Genomic DNA, 15,917 nt, shown 5'->3' on the forward strand with positions numbered 1-15,917 from the left:
TCGCGGGATCAGATCTCTCTCAGCGATAGCAGTTGCAGCCCTTATCCCCAAGCATCTTGGAGGACGGACGTTAACAGATAGCGCTATTGGATTTAGATAAAAAGAAAAAGAGCCTTAACCACAAAAAAAGCGTGTCCAAATTGAACACGCTCTTCTATAAAATATATTTTTCAAAACCTTACCCCATATATGGTGCGATCATAAGGTAAACCACCACTCCTGAAACAGCTACAAAGAACCATATAGGAAAGGCAAACCTTACTAATTTCTTATGTTTCTGATAATTCCCCATCCATGCGTAAGAATACGCGATCATTACTAATGGAATTACAGCAACACTTAATACGATATGCGCAATTAAAAGCGGATAGTAGATGACCCCTAAATCACCTCCGTAAGAAGTAGATTCACTCGTCATGTGATACACCACATAACTTGCCAAGAAAAGCAAACTCAACACCAAGGCAAAACGAATAAGCCTTCTGTGCGCTTCCATATTGCCTTGCTTAATCATATACAATGCTGCTACTAATACAAGAGAAGTTATAGCGTTAATGGTAGCATAAATTGGCGGTAAAAAACTCGTGTCTACTCCAGGAATTTTAACTCCAAACAACACAGCCACAACCAAGGGTACTGCAATAGAAATGATCCAAGTCCACGTTTTAAACTGCTTAATTTGTGCAGGTGTTTTTGCTTCCATACTATTCATTTTCTCCGTATTCTTCTTTTAATAACTTTCTAATATCAGCTTCTAGGCGCTTTAAGTTTTCAGCCCCTTTTCCATCTCTTTCCAAAACATCATATACTCCACGCACATGTTTGGTTCTATCTACCAAGATAAAGTGAGGACTATGCGCATAACCACCTTCTGCATTTGGTTCATTGATGGCATTTACAAAGAAACTTTGCGTACCTAATTTATGTACGAAAGCTTCCCTTTCTCCGGTTAAGAAATACCAGTTCTTTGCCGTAATATCATGTCTATCTATATACACACGTAAACGATTTACAGTATCTCTTTCTGGATCTATACTGAAGGATAGAAATTGAATTTTATCACTAAGGTCTTTGGTATTCTCTGCAAGTTTATCCATTTGTCCTGTCATTGGAGGACAAATGGTTGGACAGTGCGTAAAGAAAAACTTAGCAATAGATATTTTACCTTCGAGGTCTTTATTGGTAAAAGGAAGTGAATCTTGTGTTAAGAAACTGAATTCCTCTTCAATGTAATCAAAGATGGTATCACCTTTCTCATAGCCTTCTTCTTCTCCCGTGGCTATCTCATGATACCCCAAGTGAGGAAGAACATACTTTGGTTTGTTTTCACAACTAATCAAAGCACCTATCACCAATAAACCTAGTAGATATTTCATATTACTCTGCTTCTTCTTCAGCTTTTGCAGCTGCCTTATCGTATTGTTTTTCTAGCAATGAAATGTGTTCGTTGAGGTCTCTCACCATACCTTCAGTTGCACCTGAACGCAACATACGTACATGATTTTCCTTATCCACGATGATCATTGTCTCTAACCAAGGTTTTCCTTTGTAGGCTTTTTCATCATTGGCCTCCATCAGACTCAAATCTTTGTTGGTGATATCATAGATCTGTTTAGGATCTCCTTTAACCAACATCCACACGTCTGGGTTATAGCCTTCGATTTCGTCTTTTACAGTAAAGTCAATAGCTCCTAAATCATCTAAGGCATTTCCTTCTTCGTCTACAAGAATAGAAACGAATTTGATATGAGAAGCGTTGCGCTGAAGCTTTCTGTACTTTTGGTAAATCAACAAATTGAAACGCGCCATATCTATGGCACAATCTACCGGACATGTATTCTGAATGGTAGAGAAGATAACAATGTTACCTTTCATTGATTCGTTAGAGATTGTCTTACCATCTGCCGTAGTGAATTCGTATTCGCCCACATTTCCGTAATCTCCTAATTCCTGAAATTTGTTTTCGCACTTGTTCATGGAAAACAATACCAATAAAGAAGCCGGTCCAAAGACAAGCAACATCATTAATATTGCTCTACCTCGACCGGCTTTAGTTTTTTGTGTAGCCACTATATATGTGTTTTGCTATTTTTTACATTGCAAGATGCACCGCACTACCTTCAGTGAATGCAATAAACATTAAGTAAACAATGAACAATGCATATGGTAATAAGATTACCCACTTCAATGATTTTCTTTCATCACCTAAGTGCATAAATACCATCACAATGTAACCTGCTTTCAAAAGTGTTAATGCGATGAATAAAATTTTAACTGTTAACCAAGCTCCTGAACCTTGCTTAACCATAGCTCCTAAGATTACTTCAACTGCAGTAACTACAGTAAGTAATAAAGTAACCATCCAAATTTTCTTTCTGATCTTAACTCCCTGCTCTTCTGAGTGGTGTCCGTCTAAAGAATATTCTATTATATCGTCTCTTTCCATTTCTATTTCTTTAATGCGTTATAGTACTGTTTGCTTTCTACCTGTTAGATTAAGTAGAAGAAAGTAAATACGAATACCCAAACTAAATCGACAAAGTGCCAGTACAATCCAGTTTTCTCTACCATTTCGTAGTGACCTCTTTGGTGGTAAATACCTCTAAGAACTCCTAAGAAAATAATGATGTTAATGATAACTCCAGAGAATACGTGGAATCCGTGGAAACCTGTGATAAAGAAGAAGAACTGTCCGTACTGATCTGGACCGTACTCATTCTGTGTCATATTAGCTCCGTAAACAACTGCACCTTTTGTTAATGCTGCGTAGTACTCATCTGCTGCTCCTTCTTCTGCAGAAACTCTAGTAGATTCATCTGCCGCTGAAGAGATAGCGTGTTTCGTACCTGCTTCCTTAATGATCAATTGTAAATTCTCATCAGCTGCCTTGTTCACTTTAGCAACAGAACCGTCGTGTAAGTGAATTGTTAAGTTATCAGCAGTACCGTGTAAGTGACCTGCTTGAGCAGCGTGTTGGAATTCGTGTAATAAATCTTCAGTAACTAAATCACCTACTGCGTGGTGGTGACCAGCCTCAATTACTTCAAAGTTTTCGATTGTTCCGAAATCTCCTTTAACTACAGCTACAGAACCGTCGTTTAAAGTTACTTTTCCGAAGGGTGTACCGTGGATAAAGTGAGACCATTCCCAAGCCTGAGAACCTAAGAAGAAGAAACCACCGATAATCGTAGCCAACATCCACTTAATCACACCTTTTTTATCCATTCTATGACCAGCCTCTACAGCCAATACCATCGTTACAGATGATACGATAAGGATGAAAGTCATCAAAGCTACATAAGCTAAAGGATATCCGTTTCCTAAAAATGGTAATGCCTCAAAGGTCTCCTCACCTATAGGCCATGTTCCTTGTGTAGAATACCTTGTATATCCGTAAGCAACTAACAATCCTCCGAAAGTTAAAGCATCAGATACAAGGAAAAACCACATCATTAATTTTCCGTAGCTTGCACTGAATGGAGATCCTTTTCCTCCCCATAGCGTAGCACTATCAATTTCTTTTGTAGCGTGACCAGCCATAATAAAATTTATTTTTTTGCAAGTTTAATGAATAAAAAGTAAAAATAGTAACAAATAGACCCATAATGCACCTAAAAAATGCCAGAAAATTGAACCTGACTTCAAATTAACTGCATTAGAAGCATCCCATCGCCCTGTGAATGAACGAATTGTATACACCAACATCATAATCACTGCACAAATCACGTGAAGGAAGTGCAAACCAGTAATCATGAAGAGGTATGCTGTACTCGTGTCTGAGTTACCTCTCAACAACTTATTCTGTAAATTATCGCTCAACACCTCTCCATTGTAATGAAGTTTTCTATCGATGTATTGCAATTCTTTTCCTGCGTAATATAAGTGAAAATCTTCTCCCATTTTACCTGAGATGAAAAAATCACCCCTTTCATCCATAATATTTCTTGCCAAATGCGTCAAACGTTCAAACTCTAATTGTTGTAAAGTTTCACCATTTGTTTTTACGAATTTACCATTCACTAAACTCAAAGGTTCATCCTTATATAAGAAAGTAAAACGTTCACCGTATTGAGCTAAGTTAAATGACTTTTTAAAATCTGTACCCAGATCGAAATTCATCATAAAAGTTCTCAAGGCTTGTGCATCCTCTTCAGAAAGGATCTCACCATTTTTCTCATAGCTGTTTCCTTCTATATCCAAAAGTACTCCATCCATCTTTATGCTGTAGTACTCACCGTAACGCCCATCCGTTACCATGATCTTAGATACAAAGTGAGCTCCTTCTTGATTTAAAGCGCTATACCCTTTCCATTGACTAATACCAAAAGCAATACCCAATATCGTTGTAAGCAATAAAAGCATAGATGTTTTTTTCATATCTCCTGCCTTGATTGCTTTCACCGCCATATAAAGTGGTAAACTACTTATCAAGATTAAAACCGTACTGATCCAAAATGCCGTCGGAAACTTCACTTTCACCCAGAAACCATCTCCCATAGAAACGATGTAGGCCGAAGTTAAACCCGCAAAGAACATGGTGATACTGAAGATAAATACCCAAACCAATCCTTTTTTGGTTTTCTCCTTTTGCTCAGGAGGCAAAGAGTTTATAAAGTTCTCTTTCATTGTATTTCGTTTTTTAAAATTCTATAACTACACAAAAAACCTATCTAATACATAGGTAAATTGAATAAGTGGTAAATAGATGATTGACGCAAACATTAGCTTACGCGCATCTGCATCTTCTAAAGTTCTGTATAATTTGTATGCGTATAGGAAGAATAACAATCCTAACACAGAAATGATCACTACCGTAATGTTACTTTCTATATAACCTAACAACCATGGGAAAAGGCTAAATGGAATCAGTAATAAAGCGTAAAACATAATTTGAAAGGCCGATGCTTTAGATTTTCCAGACTTAGAAGGCAATAAATCGAAACCTCCTTGTTGATAGTCTTCGTGAGATATCCATGCGATAGCCCAGAAGTGAGGAAACTGCCAAACGAATTGAACAAAGAACAAAGCACCTGGTAACAATCCGAATTCTCCTGTAACAGCTACAGCACCTATCATCGGTGAAATGGCTCCCGGAAACGCCCCTACCAAAACAGCCCATGGAGAAATTCGCTTCATTGGCGTGTATACAAATGAGTAAGAAACGTAAGATAATAAACCGAGAACTGCAGCGTACAAATTCAACTGGTACAACATCCATGTTCCGATGATTAAACAAACAGCTACCACTACTACACCTTCTCTTACCGACATATTACCTTGAGGTAAGGGGCGCATTTTGGTACGGTTCATTTGTGCATCTAAATCCTTTTCTATGATTTGGTTTGTTCCATTACTTGCTCCGGTAACCAAAATACCTCCAAGTAACAAGTAAAGCAATTCTAATCCAGAGCTACTCTTCCCTTCAATTCCAATTGCAAATAAATATCCTGATAACGCCGAGACTACCACAGAAACGGATAATCTGATTTTTGTGAAAAGCATGTAATCTTTTCTTTTTGACGGCTTCTTTTCTACTTGAGAAGTTGTAGTTTTTTCGCTCACAAATTTTGATTTAATAAATCGCTGGCAAATTTAGCCATAATTTGGGAAGAAGGGTAGAAGATTGACATTTCTTTACCCTTTCGGTCTGATATTCAAAGAAAGTAGGAGTTTAGGGACTAAAAGCTGTATGAATTTGACTTCCACAGGTTGGTTTTCACTCCAAAATGAAGTCCAACAGCAGTAGTATTCACTTGCTCTACTCTATCATTCATGAGAATTCCATTAGCAAAAACAACCAACTGTATTTTTTTCACTAACTCGTACTGGGCACCAAGCGTTAAACGGGTCCTTCGTAAAGCCCCTCCATTGGCAATGGTATAACCATATTCATTTTCTCTTTCGGTATAAGCTTGGTAAGGATCTGTTCCCGAACTAAAATCTTCCCTATCATTCTCTCCTCCTCTAAGCAAGTGCATAAAGGTAAAATTGAACATTAACGTTTCATTGTACTCGTACTGAACTCTCGTGTATGATTCTACAAAATTAGCACCAGCAGGATGAGCCAGGGCAAACCCTCTATTCCCATAATTTTGTGTGGTATTCAAATGTGAATAGGTAAAAGGTCGAACAGCATTTACCTCTGTTGAATAATGCAGTTTATCATTTAGTAAATTCCCTTTCACACCGACTTGAACACCAAATTTATTGGCCCACCAGCGCGTCCTGTTCAAAAGCTCAGTAACCGCTCCGTCATCAATAATGAATTGTCCGAAGATCAAATGATGACCTAATTTATAGTTTGCATTTAGCCCGAGTAACACATTATCTGAACTCCCCAAACCATATTCGGCAGGACGGAAAAACAACAGGGGATTTAAATACTCGAGTTCATATCCACGGTTCCATGTCGTATCTGTAGGCTGAAAAACAACCGTTTCAAACAAACTCAATTCAAAATTCGGTGTAACATCTACACTTAAATAATGCGTTGCAGCATATTTATTTAAACTTCCCGTGGTTGTATTTTCTTTAAAAAACTGATATAAATTGAGCAATTTCAATTTCCAGACCTTTGTATTTAATGCAGCATAGGGATAATTTTTCCCTACATCACTTAAGAGTAAGGATCGCTGACCATTTCCCAATTGAAATTCACCCACACCAGCCTGTAAATTAAAAATCTTATTTGGCGAATAACTCACAACAGCATCTAGATCAAACAAAGGATGAAAGGCCATATAATAAGGAGCTGAAGTCGCCAACTTGTAATTGTACTCCCAAAAACTGCCGTCATCTACCTGATTACTTCCGGCCATTGCACCGAGCTTCACATATAACTTTTTTCCAGCTTGCATTTCGAGTTGAGCCCCTAAGTGACCTGTCATTAACAAATCATCAAACACCCCACCTTCAAAGTTGATCAGCGGAGAAAACACCAAAGTCGATTTTCCCTTTTCCCAACTTCGCAAACCTCGGTTTTCTTCTAAAAAAGTTAAAGGAAGTGTTGAAGCGTTATCTCCTTGGGTCCAGAATAAATCTTGACTCTTATTCCAAGGTTTCGTTTGCGCGAACACCTGTAAGACAAGGCAGAAACAACTGATAACGAAGAGTAACTTTCTCATTAGTAATTATGGTGTTTATTGCGCAAGGCAGTTCGTATTCCTAATTGGATAATCTTTGCATTGATACCACTCTGTTCATCTATCCTGTAGCTTGCTTTTACAAAGCCTCTTAAATTTGTGTGTGCATTAAATCTGTAACCAAGTTCTCCACTTAAAAACCATGTACTGTACAGTGAAGAGGCAATATCTTCTCCTTTGGTTTCAAATACATTATTTAAACTGTTGGAAAAACCTAAATTTTTATAAAAAGTTGCAAAACCTTGGATATAGAAGTTTCTGTAGAAGTAACTCACTTCTCCCAAAATCTCGGTAGTACTATTCCCTAAGGAATAAGCAAGGGGTAAATTAAAAGAGGTATAAGCCAACCTTCTGTTATTGGCTTGGTAAAGTTCTTCACTTGTTTGATTGTACTCTAACAATACCGATAGTTCGTGTTTCCCAAAACTCATGTGAGTTCTCGTACCCAACTGTAAACCAAACTGCTTATTTTTAAAATCATCCGTTAAGAACTGTGCATAAATCAGATACTTTTCTTTCCAACGGTATCCAATATTTACACCTACCAGATTTTTAACTTTCGCATCTTCAAATCCATGTAAAGCAGTATTTAATAACGGAACAGGTAGATAATATTCCATCGGAACGTTTTTCGATTGTAACGAGTCTTCTTTAAACCAAATCCCCGATTCAAATAAGGTAATATTTAAATTGGACATTGGAGAATAACTCAAGCGATGCACACTTCTGGCCTTGCGTTCGAATGGAGCTTCTACCGTAGTATAAAATTGTCGACGCAATAAATTCAATGCTTTACCGATTTGAAAACTATATTTCCATTGAGGTGCAAATTCTGTTTCTATTTTAAACTGCGTGGAAGCTGGAGCAAAATCTGAAAGTAATAAAGAGCGCTTTCCGTAGCCTTCAAATTCTGGTGAGGATCCTAATTGTAGGGTAAGATATTTACTTTGCCTCCATCTCACATAAGATGCAGAATAACCATAATCAAATCCGTCGATTCCAAAAGGCTTCGTACGCAGTGCATTTGGAATAACGGCATGTTCAGTGATATAAGCTCCATTCACTAACTTTTGTTCTCCACGTGCTGAATAAGCGTCGGTTAAATACTGCGCAAAAGCACTTTGGTTTTCATAGTAGGAAGTGGAGAAGGAAAGCTGTTTCAAAATCTCACCTTCCACAATAAACCCTCTTGTATTTTGATAAATCTCTTTTGGAATATCAGCGAGATCTGTTCCGTATTGAAAATCAACAATAGGATCTACCGTTAAATAGAGAATCCCATCTGAAATCACAAACAAATGTTCGTTATACAATTTTCTTCCAAGCCAGCTTTGTCGTGCCTTCTGGTATTCATTCCAAGCATTCGTACGCTTTGGGATTTCCAGATATGAAGCAGGAAAACTTAACGGAAGTTTATCCGCTCGAAAAATTGCCTCTTGTTTAAAAAAATCGTGACTAGGAAGCAACAAACTTTCTTGTCCCCAACTCCAACAAGAAGTCAACATTAGTAGTAATAGAAATCGTATTCTCATAGATCTAGGACCTTCTTTTTCGCAATGAAATATGGGTTGGTCAAATTCGGTCTGTTATACATCAATGGCTCCAATGTTTCTGCATGTAATACCTCACCACCTATGGCTTCATAAATAGCTTGTCCGGCAGATATATCCCATTCCATAGTAGGAGCAAAGCGTGGATACAAATCAGCTTTACCTGCTACCAGGTCAAAAAACTTAAGTGAAGAACCTTTTTTAATGAAGGCTGCTTTTCCATATTTACCTTCAGCTTTACGAATCACATTCAAGGTATTTCCCGAATGATGCGTTCTTGAAGTTGCCACCATCAACTGTTCGTTTACCTCTTCGATTTGCAAAAGTTCAACCCATTTATCTTGTTGATAGATTTCATCATAGCTACAAGTAAATGCTCCAAAGGCTTGTCCCCCGAAAATGAGTTGTCGCATAACAGGAGAACCAATGGCCCCAAATACCGCTTTATGATCATGAATCAAGGAGATATTTACAGCAAATTCACCGTTCTTTTTAATGAACTCTTTGGTTCCGTCGAGTGGATCCACACACCAAGACTCTATCCAATTTTTACGTTCTTCAAAATCTGCTTTTTCTCCTTCTTCTCCTGTAACAGGGATATTTGTTTTTGCCAAGTGTTCTCTTATGATGAAGGATGATGCCAAATCTGCCTTCGTAACAGGACTTCCGTCATCTTTTGCGATAGCAGCAAAATCTTCTTGGTAGATCTCCATTATTTTTCCACTCGCTTCTACGATAGCCTCAAGGGCAATAAAATGCTTTTCGCCTAACTTCATCATTTAATCTTCTATATAATTCAACAAATCATTCAATAAAGAACTTGCTCCTATCCTAAAAGTGGAAGGATGTAAAAAGACTTCACCACAGATTTGATTTACCATTTCTTTATATTCAAGGGCTTGCTCGAGATTTCGAACTCCACCACTTACTTTTAATCCAACCTTTTGACCGGTTTCCTTAAAGTGCTCTACCACAACTTTACACATTTGCTCAAATGCTTGTGGTGTTGCACCTCCATTTTTCCCGGTTGAGGTTTTGAGGAAATCCGCTCCTCCCCTTATCGCAATTTGAGCAGCCAAAACAATTTCCTTCTTCGTCAACATGGAAGTTTCGAGTATCACTTTTAATTTCTTCAATGGAAGTTGCGCACGAATGGCTACAATTTCATCAAAGAGCAAATCCAACTTCCCTGCTTTCAATAATCCCAAATTCATGACCACATCAACTTCGTCAATCGCTAATTGATTAAGGGCAGCTGCATCATTAATTTTGGTACCTAAGAGTTGCTGACTATCCGGAAAACCACACCCAACCACAACGCGTTGTAAGCTGTAATTTTTTAGGAGTTTATTCACCACGTCTATTTGTGTAGGGTAAACACAAACTCCAGCAACATCATAACCTTTCTCCAGTAAGGGATGAAGTGTCCGAATAAATTTTGATATAGTCTTCTTGTTATCTGTAATAGATAAGGATGTATAATCTAAATACGATAATATTTCTCGGGCGTTCTCCTTCATTAGAAATAAAAAAAGTCCAACGCTAAAAGCATTGGACTTTAAATATAGTAAATGAATTTTTATTAATTCAATGTGAAGTTAATTGGAATACGACACACAGACCTTACGGGTTCTCCGTTTTTCTCTCCTGGCGACCATTTAGGCATAGAACGTACAACACGTTTCGCCTCTCTATCCAATTCTTTCGAAACCGACTTAATGATTTCGATTCCTGAAATAGACCCATCACGCTCAACAACGAATTTCACATACACCTTACCTTGGTCACCCATCTGACGAGAAATCTCTGGGTACTTTGTATTATCGATAAGGAATTGTTTCATTGCTGCTGGACCACCTGGGAAACCTGCTTCCACATCTGGGAAGTCAACAATAGGAGGTTGTGGCGGCTCCGGCTCCTCTTCTTGAACCAACTTAACTGGTGCTGGATCAATTGGGGGTGGTGGATCCTTATCCTCATTCTCCTTCACTTCCAACTCCTCATCTAACACAGGCTCCTGTGCTGGTGGGGGTGGAGGTGTATCCTCTGGTGGGGGTGGTGGCTCCTCTTCTTGTTTGGTCTCTGTTTCCATTGGCAAATCCAAATCTTGCTTTTTATTTTGTCTTGCAGACTTATCCTCTACGGGAGTTCTGTAAGAAAAAGATGCAAGAATCAGAGAACCTATAATCAAAAAGCCCAACATACTTAAGGGTAAGCGCACGCGCTCTCCGTCTACTTCGGGATTTTTCTTAACTTCCATAATTCTTCAATATTGTTGCTAATATACAAAGATCTATTAGCAAAATTAAACCTTACAATCAATAATAGTTGCGGTACAAGAAGTAAAAACCACAGGTACCTACACCAACGCCAACGACGTTTGCTATTATGTCATAAATATCAAATACTCTGCCAGAAATAAAAGCTCCTTGTAAGAATTCAATCGCTACACCAATGGCGATAGCAAAGCTAATTACAAGTACATAAGCTTTATCTCTTAATAAGCGATTCACTCTTTGGCGCTTAAATCCTGTTAACCATAAATGAACTAACAAGGCGTAAATACCCGTGTGAACTACTTTATCGAATTCAAAAACGAACCAATCCGTTCGCTGTAATTCATTTCCCGGCGTTAAACTCAACCCCACAACGGTGATGAGCCATAACAAACCTGGCAGAATAAATCTAAACATTATCCAACTAACGCCTTGTAAGCATCAGCATCCATTAAAGCGTCGATTTGCGCTGCGTCAGCAACTTTCACTTTAATCATCCAACCATCTCCGTAAGGATCGCTGTTTACGCTTTCTGGCTCACTTTCCAATTCTTCGTTGAATTCAATGATTTCTCCAGAGATAGGCATAAACAAATCAGATACTGTCTTTACAGCTTCTACTGATCCAAATACTTCTTCAGCATCTAAAGTTTCACCTTCAGTTTCTACTTCAACGTAAACGATATCACCCAACTCTCCTTGAGCAAAATCTGTAATACCGATTGTAGCGATATCACCTTCAACTTTCACCCATTCGTGATCTTTAGTATACTTTAATTCTTGTGGAATATTCATGCTTTAAATTTTAGTACTTGCAAAAATATAATTTTGAACGTTGATTTAATAACATGCTGTCACTTTTTTACAATTTCTTCATATTGGAAGTTCAAATCCCGACAAGCATCACCGAGCAATATACTTTGATCTTTTGGCTAGACTTTGCCACTCCCCTTATTTAGTTGTCTTTTTCGCCTCTACTTCCTCCCCTTTTTAGTACGCAAAAATTCTTTATTTACATATATTTGTTTTTATGGTAAATAGTGACCAATTCAAGGACATAGAAGGAAGAATTACAGCACTCTATTCTTACTTAGAAATAGAGAATAAGCTATTAGAAATACAAGAGGGAGATCTTAAATCCCAAGACCCGACTTTTTGGGACGATCCCAAAAAAGCGGAAGTGGTTTTAAAGAAACTGCGTCAAAAGAAATTTTGGGTAGAATCATACAATGCATTAAAGGAAGGCTTGGATGATTTAGAGGTATTGATAGAATTCCATAAAGACGGTGCTGGTTCTGAGGAAGAAATAGATGAGCTCCATGCTAAAATATTGAAAGACTTAGAAGAATTAGAATTGAAAAACATGCTTTCTGGAGAAGAAGATAACCTTAACGCTGTGCTTCAAATTACAGCAGGTGCAGGAGGTACAGAAAGTTGTGACTGGGCTTCAATGTTAATGCGTATGTATACCATGTGGGGAGAAAAACATGGGTACAAACTCAAAGAGCTCAATTATCAAGACGGGGATGTAGCCGGTATTAAAACGGTAACCATCGAATTTGATGGAGATTTTGCTTTTGGATATTTAAAAGGAGAAAACGGCGTTCACCGTTTGGTACGTATCTCACCTTTTGACTCTAATGCCAAACGCCATACTTCCTTTGCTTCTGTTTATGTATACCCATTGGTGGATGACACCATTGAAATTAACATTAACCCCGCTGATATAAGTTTTGAAACTTTTAGGTCTGGTGGTAAAGGAGGACAAAACGTGAACAAAGTAGAAACTGCTGTACGTTTACGTCACGAGCCATCAGGAATTGTTATTGAAAACTCTGAGTCTCGTTCACAGTTAGGAAACAAAGAGAAAGCCATGCAATTGTTGAAGTCGCAATTATACGAATTAGAGCTGCGTAAGCGTATGGAAAAACGAAATGAGATAGAAGCAGAGAAAATGAAAATTGAATGGGGATCTCAAATTAGAAACTATGTTATGCACCCCTATAAATTGGTGAAGGACGTTAGAACCGGACATGAAACAGGGAATGTTGATGCAGTGATGGACGGAGATTTGGATGAATTCCTGAAATCTTACCTGATGAAATTTTAGGAGAAAACGCTTTCTTCTGCCTATCAAACGCAGTATTACTAAGGGAACCGAAACAAATAGTTTAATAAAAAATACGAATAATAATTAACAACTACTTCGCAGCAAAATTATAAGACTTGACACAAATATATGTCTTAGCTTTGAAGTGAAATTTAACACTTAATGTTATGTCAGAAACAACAGAAAACAACCCGATCCTTAATGAAGGAAACGAAAATAAACCTAAGGGAGCTATTTGGATAATAGTTGCCATCACTGCTTTAATTGGAATTGCTGTAATGGGATTCATGTACTCAGGACAGAAATCAGCGAAGGAAGATTGCCAAATTGCCAATGAGCAGTTGGAACAAGAAATGAAAGCTATGAACGATGCGCTTTCAGGATACATAGATATTACAACATCAGATTTGAAACAAGATTTCCAAACGATGTTAGATACCTATGATGAAATGGTAGAGTTTGACGCTTCTTTAAAAGACAGTATTGATATTCAAAAAGCGAGAATCGAATCTTTAATGGAAGATTTGAAGACCAACAAGAGAAGATCATACAGAGAAATTAATAAGTTGAAAACGGAGAACAAAACCTTACGTAAGATTATGAAAGGTTACTTGGTACAGATCGACTCATTAAATACCTTAACAGGAACACTTTCTGATCGTCTAGTGGAAACAGAAACAAGACTTTCTACAACGGAGCAAGAAAGAGATCTTTACGCGCAAACAGCAGCACAAAACGAGCAATTGGTTAAAGAAGGATCTAAATTATCTGCGTACAACTTTAAAACTTACGCATACAGATATACGATTAACGGTTCTCCTGACGAAACAAACAGAGCCAGAAGAGCTGATGGAGTAAAATCTGAATTCACGCTTGGTGAGAACAAAATTGCAATGGCTGGAAACAAAACAGTTTACATGCAAGTAATTGATCCAAATGGAAAAGTGATTTACGCGAAGGCTAACAATACTTTTGATGCTAATGGTACTACTTTAATTTACACAGACAAACGTGAGATTAACTACCAACAAAAAGAAATTGATATGGCTGTAGTTCACAACCTTCAGGGTAGAGAATTAGAAAAAGGGAATTATACAGTAAAAATCTTTGCAGATGGAACTGTAATTGGAACAGATAGTTTCACTTTAAAATAAACAAGACTGCCTACCTTTAAAAATGTAGTTATTGTTGACTAAAACTTATAACGGTCTACCCTGAGGTAGACCGTTTTTTTTTTAGAGCTCTTTTCTATCTAACCTTCTTACCTCTCCAGGTTTTAAATCTCCTAATGTTTGGTTTCCAATACGCCAACGAATCAATCGTATAGTAGGGTGTCCAACAACGGCAGTCATCTTCCTAACTTGGCGAAATTTACCTTCGTTAATGACCAATTTTATCCAACTCATAGGACCATGACTCGGGTCTCTTTCTTTTCTAGGGTTAGGTGGTATATGCGCTATATCGTCGTGTAAAGTTGCCTTTGCAGGTAAGGTTTTATAACTTTCTCCCTCTATAGAAATCTCAACACCTTCTTGTAAGTTCTTTAAAGCTAGTTCATCAATTACCCCGTCTACTTGTACCCAATATTCCTTTTCAAATTTAGCACTGCGCACATCGGCGCTAAACTTCCCGTCTGTGGTAAGTAAAAGTAAACCTTCGGTATCTGCATCTAATCTACCTATGGCCATCGTGCCTTCTGGAAAATCGTAGATATCTCCTAAAAGTTTCTTTTTTCGCTTTCCATTTTGAACAAATTGAGAAAGGCAACGCACGGGTTTATGTAAAATAAAATCTTGGTGTTCTACCATCGAGAAATTTCCTTTATTTCATCCGAGAGGATTCTTCCAGAGTTATGCTTTTCTTGTAAGCTCAACTTTAACATCGCCAATGCAATATCTGTAGATCTAATGGCTCTGTATTTTTTGAGTCCTCCAATCATAAGGCAATGAAACAAGGGCATCACAAACTGGGCAATTTTCTCACCTGTTCTCTTCTCTTCCCTGTCTCCCATGATCAACGAAGGTTCTAACACATAGGTATGAGATACACCTTGTTCCATTACATCCCTTTCCATTTCCCCTTTTATTCGGTTGTATGCAATAGAACTATTAGGATTTGCTCCAAGCGCGGAAATTACGATGAAATGAGTCACTCCATTTCGCTTCGACGCTTGCGCCAATTTCACAGGCACGCCATAATCTATCGCTTTATATTTATCTTGATCTGGAGTTTTGGCCTTTGTTGTACCTATGCAACAAAATACAACATCCGCCTTCACCTCCTCTAACCAGGCTGTTTCTTCAACAATATCAACGGTTACCTCTTTCAATTTAGCACTCTTTTTTCCAGTAGCCCTTCTACCGAAAGAAATTACCTCATCAAAATCCGGGTGCATTAAAAGTGCATCCAGCAAAAAGCCACCAGTTAAACCAGTGGCTCCAATAATTATTGCTTTTTTCTTTTGCATAGCTTAAAAATACACAAAAGTGGATTGTTTTTATTTAATCTTTTTTAGTGAAATAAATGATAGGTCTAAAACCTACAGTTTTACTTGCTCCTTTATAGGTCGTATAACTTCGATTACGCACATCATAACCATAATCTTGCCAGCTTCCTCCACATACGGTATCATCTAAAGTTAGCTCAGCAACGTTACCATTTAAGCAATATACCCCATAAGAACTTGGGTAATAAGATTGCGATAGCGCCATTAAATCTGCTCCATCTAAAAAACGTTCTCCTTTCTTCATCGGAACAATAATAGGATTTCCGTTTTCATCCCCCACTCGCTTCTGGAGGGGAGCGGTTTGAGATGGCGCTCGCTCTCGCGCTACCGGGAG

The 15,917-nt window shown here is 37.9% G+C and carries 18 protein-coding genes and 1 pseudogene; 2 read left to right on the forward strand and 17 right to left on the reverse strand.

Translation table 11 applies throughout. From position 1 onward, the window contains the following. Nucleotides 1–178 precede the first annotated feature (178 nt). From R3333_RS01035 to gcvH, 14 genes are all read right to left on the reverse strand, one after another. Nucleotides 179–703, reverse strand: coding sequence for a DUF420 domain-containing protein (locus R3333_RS01035; RefSeq protein WP_318956716.1), 525 nt, complete (start codon nt 701–703; stop codon nt 179–181). 1 nt (nt 704) lies between these two features. Further along, nucleotides 705–1,376, reverse strand: coding sequence for an SCO family protein (locus tag R3333_RS01040; protein ID WP_318956717.1), 672 nt, complete (start codon nt 1,374–1,376; stop codon nt 705–707). Nucleotide 1,377: 1 nt separating this feature from the next. Beyond that, nucleotides 1,378–2,070: an SCO family protein gene (locus R3333_RS01045; RefSeq protein ID WP_318956718.1), complete on the reverse strand. Its 693-nt coding sequence runs from the start codon at nt 2,068–2,070 to the stop codon at nt 1,378–1,380. 22 nt (nt 2,071–2,092) lie between these two features. After that, nucleotides 2,093–2,446 (reverse strand): cytochrome C oxidase subunit IV family protein, encoded by a 354-nt coding sequence (locus R3333_RS01050; RefSeq protein ID WP_090250262.1) that lies wholly within the window; start codon nt 2,444–2,446, stop codon nt 2,093–2,095. A 44-nt stretch (nt 2,447–2,490) separates the two neighbouring features. Further along, entirely contained in the window at nt 2,491–3,540 is a 1,050-nt protein-coding gene (locus R3333_RS01055) for a cytochrome c oxidase subunit 3 (RefSeq protein ID WP_318956719.1), read from the reverse strand. Between the two features lie 24 nt (nt 3,541–3,564). Then, the gene (locus R3333_RS01060; protein ID WP_318956720.1) at nt 3,565–4,626 is read right to left on the reverse strand and encodes a cytochrome c oxidase subunit 3; all 1,062 of its coding nucleotides are present in this window, start codon (nt 4,624–4,626) and stop codon (nt 3,565–3,567) included. 27 nt (nt 4,627–4,653) lie between these two features. Next, on the reverse strand, nt 4,654–5,562 hold the full coding sequence (cyoE, locus tag R3333_RS01065; RefSeq protein ID WP_318956721.1) for a heme o synthase: 909 nt from the start codon (nt 5,560–5,562) through the stop codon (nt 4,654–4,656). A 116-nt stretch (nt 5,563–5,678) separates the two neighbouring features. Beyond that, on the reverse strand, nt 5,679–7,124 hold the full coding sequence (locus R3333_RS01070) for a hypothetical protein (protein WP_318956722.1): 1,446 nt from the start codon (nt 7,122–7,124) through the stop codon (nt 5,679–5,681). After that, nucleotides 7,124–8,674, reverse strand: a complete 1,551-nt coding sequence (locus R3333_RS01075) for a hypothetical protein (protein ID WP_318956723.1) — start codon at nt 8,672–8,674, stop codon at nt 7,124–7,126. Before R3333_RS01075 ends, R3333_RS01070 begins: the two co-directional genes overlap by 1 nt. Further along, a complete protein-coding gene (locus R3333_RS01080; protein WP_318956724.1) occupies nt 8,671–9,471 on the reverse strand; it encodes a 3'(2'),5'-bisphosphate nucleotidase CysQ in 801 nt (266 codons plus the stop codon). Before R3333_RS01080 ends, R3333_RS01075 begins: the two co-directional genes overlap by 4 nt. Continuing rightward, on the reverse strand, nt 9,472–10,212 hold the full coding sequence (gene deoC, locus R3333_RS01085) for a deoxyribose-phosphate aldolase (protein ID WP_318956725.1): 741 nt from the start codon (nt 10,210–10,212) through the stop codon (nt 9,472–9,474). 62 nt (nt 10,213–10,274) lie between these two features. Next, nucleotides 10,275–10,952: an energy transducer TonB gene (locus R3333_RS01090; protein WP_318956726.1), complete on the reverse strand. Its 678-nt coding sequence runs from the start codon at nt 10,950–10,952 to the stop codon at nt 10,275–10,277. A gap of 58 nt (nt 10,953–11,010) precedes the next feature. Continuing rightward, nucleotides 11,011–11,385: a VanZ family protein gene (locus R3333_RS01095; protein WP_318956727.1), complete on the reverse strand. Its 375-nt coding sequence runs from the start codon at nt 11,383–11,385 to the stop codon at nt 11,011–11,013. Beyond that, entirely contained in the window at nt 11,385–11,762 is a 378-nt protein-coding gene (gcvH, locus tag R3333_RS01100; protein WP_318956728.1) for a glycine cleavage system protein GcvH, read from the reverse strand. Before gcvH ends, R3333_RS01095 begins: the two co-directional genes overlap by 1 nt. A 235-nt stretch (nt 11,763–11,997) precedes the next feature. Here gcvH and prfB point away from each other — a divergent pair, with 235 nt between their 5' ends. Further along, nucleotides 11,998–13,077, forward strand: a complete 1,080-nt coding sequence (gene prfB / locus R3333_RS01105; RefSeq protein WP_318956729.1) for a peptide chain release factor 2 — start codon at nt 11,998–12,000, stop codon at nt 13,075–13,077. Nucleotides 13,078–13,244: 167 nt separating this feature from the next. After that, on the forward strand, nt 13,245–14,231 hold the full coding sequence (locus R3333_RS01110) for a hypothetical protein (protein ID WP_318956730.1): 987 nt from the start codon (nt 13,245–13,247) through the stop codon (nt 14,229–14,231). 81 nt (nt 14,232–14,312) lie between these two features. Here R3333_RS01110 and R3333_RS01115 read toward each other — a convergent pair whose 3' ends face one another. The 3 genes and pseudogenes from R3333_RS01115 to R3333_RS01125 all read right to left on the reverse strand — a co-directional run. Beyond that, nucleotides 14,313–14,885 carry a pseudouridine synthase gene (locus tag R3333_RS01115; protein WP_318956731.1) on the reverse strand — a complete coding sequence of 191 codons (573 nt, stop codon included), beginning with the start codon at nt 14,883–14,885 and terminating at the stop codon, nt 14,313–14,315. Next, on the reverse strand, nt 14,879–15,544 hold the full coding sequence (locus tag R3333_RS01120; RefSeq protein WP_318956732.1) for an NAD(P)H-binding protein: 666 nt from the start codon (nt 15,542–15,544) through the stop codon (nt 14,879–14,881). The genes R3333_RS01115 and R3333_RS01120 overlap by 7 nt, the downstream gene beginning before the upstream one ends. Before the next feature lie 34 nt (nt 15,545–15,578). After that, a pseudogene (locus R3333_RS01125) lies at nt 15,579–15,917 on the reverse strand (hypothetical protein); the annotation flags it as partial.

The organism is Lishizhenia sp., assembly GCF_033720595.1.
Classification (GTDB): domain Bacteria; phylum Bacteroidota; class Bacteroidia; order Flavobacteriales_D; family Crocinitomicaceae; genus Lishizhenia.

Excerpts from the sequence above, each read along its gene's own strand:
- R3333_RS01035 (WP_318956716.1), bottom strand. The coding sequence starts at position 703 with ATGGAAGCAAAAACACCTGCACAAATTAAGCAGTTTAAAACGTGGACT.
- R3333_RS01040 (WP_318956717.1), bottom strand. The coding sequence starts at position 1,376 with ATGAAATATCTACTAGGTTTATTGGTGATAGGTGCTTTGATTAGTTGT.
- R3333_RS01050 (WP_090250262.1), bottom strand. The coding sequence starts at position 2,446 with ATGGAAAGAGACGATATAATAGAATATTCTTTAGACGGACACCACTCA.
- R3333_RS01055 (WP_318956719.1), bottom strand. The coding sequence starts at position 3,540 with ATGGCTGGTCACGCTACAAAAGAAATTGATAGTGCTACGCTATGGGGA.
- R3333_RS01060 (WP_318956720.1), bottom strand. The coding sequence starts at position 4,626 with ATGAAAGAGAACTTTATAAACTCTTTGCCTCCTGAGCAAAAGGAGAAA.
- R3333_RS01070 (WP_318956722.1), bottom strand. The coding sequence starts at position 7,124 with ATGAGAAAGTTACTCTTCGTTATCAGTTGTTTCTGCCTTGTCTTACAG.
- R3333_RS01075 (WP_318956723.1), bottom strand. The coding sequence starts at position 8,674 with ATGAGAATACGATTTCTATTACTACTAATGTTGACTTCTTGTTGGAGT.
- R3333_RS01080 (WP_318956724.1), bottom strand. The coding sequence starts at position 9,471 with ATGATGAAGTTAGGCGAAAAGCATTTTATTGCCCTTGAGGCTATCGTA.
- deoC (WP_318956725.1), bottom strand. The coding sequence starts at position 10,212 with ATGAAGGAGAACGCCCGAGAAATATTATCGTATTTAGATTATACATCC.
- R3333_RS01090 (WP_318956726.1), bottom strand. The coding sequence starts at position 10,952 with ATGGAAGTTAAGAAAAATCCCGAAGTAGACGGAGAGCGCGTGCGCTTA.
- R3333_RS01095 (WP_318956727.1), bottom strand. The coding sequence starts at position 11,385 with ATGTTTAGATTTATTCTGCCAGGTTTGTTATGGCTCATCACCGTTGTG.
- gcvH (WP_318956728.1), bottom strand. The coding sequence starts at position 11,762 with ATGAATATTCCACAAGAATTAAAGTATACTAAAGATCACGAATGGGTG.
- prfB (WP_318956729.1), top strand. The coding sequence starts at position 11,998 with ATGGTAAATAGTGACCAATTCAAGGACATAGAAGGAAGAATTACAGCA.
- R3333_RS01110 (WP_318956730.1), top strand. The coding sequence starts at position 13,245 with ATGTCAGAAACAACAGAAAACAACCCGATCCTTAATGAAGGAAACGAA.
- R3333_RS01115 (WP_318956731.1), bottom strand. The coding sequence starts at position 14,885 with ATGGTAGAACACCAAGATTTTATTTTACATAAACCCGTGCGTTGCCTT.
- R3333_RS01120 (WP_318956732.1), bottom strand. The coding sequence starts at position 15,544 with ATGCAAAAGAAAAAAGCAATAATTATTGGAGCCACTGGTTTAACTGGT.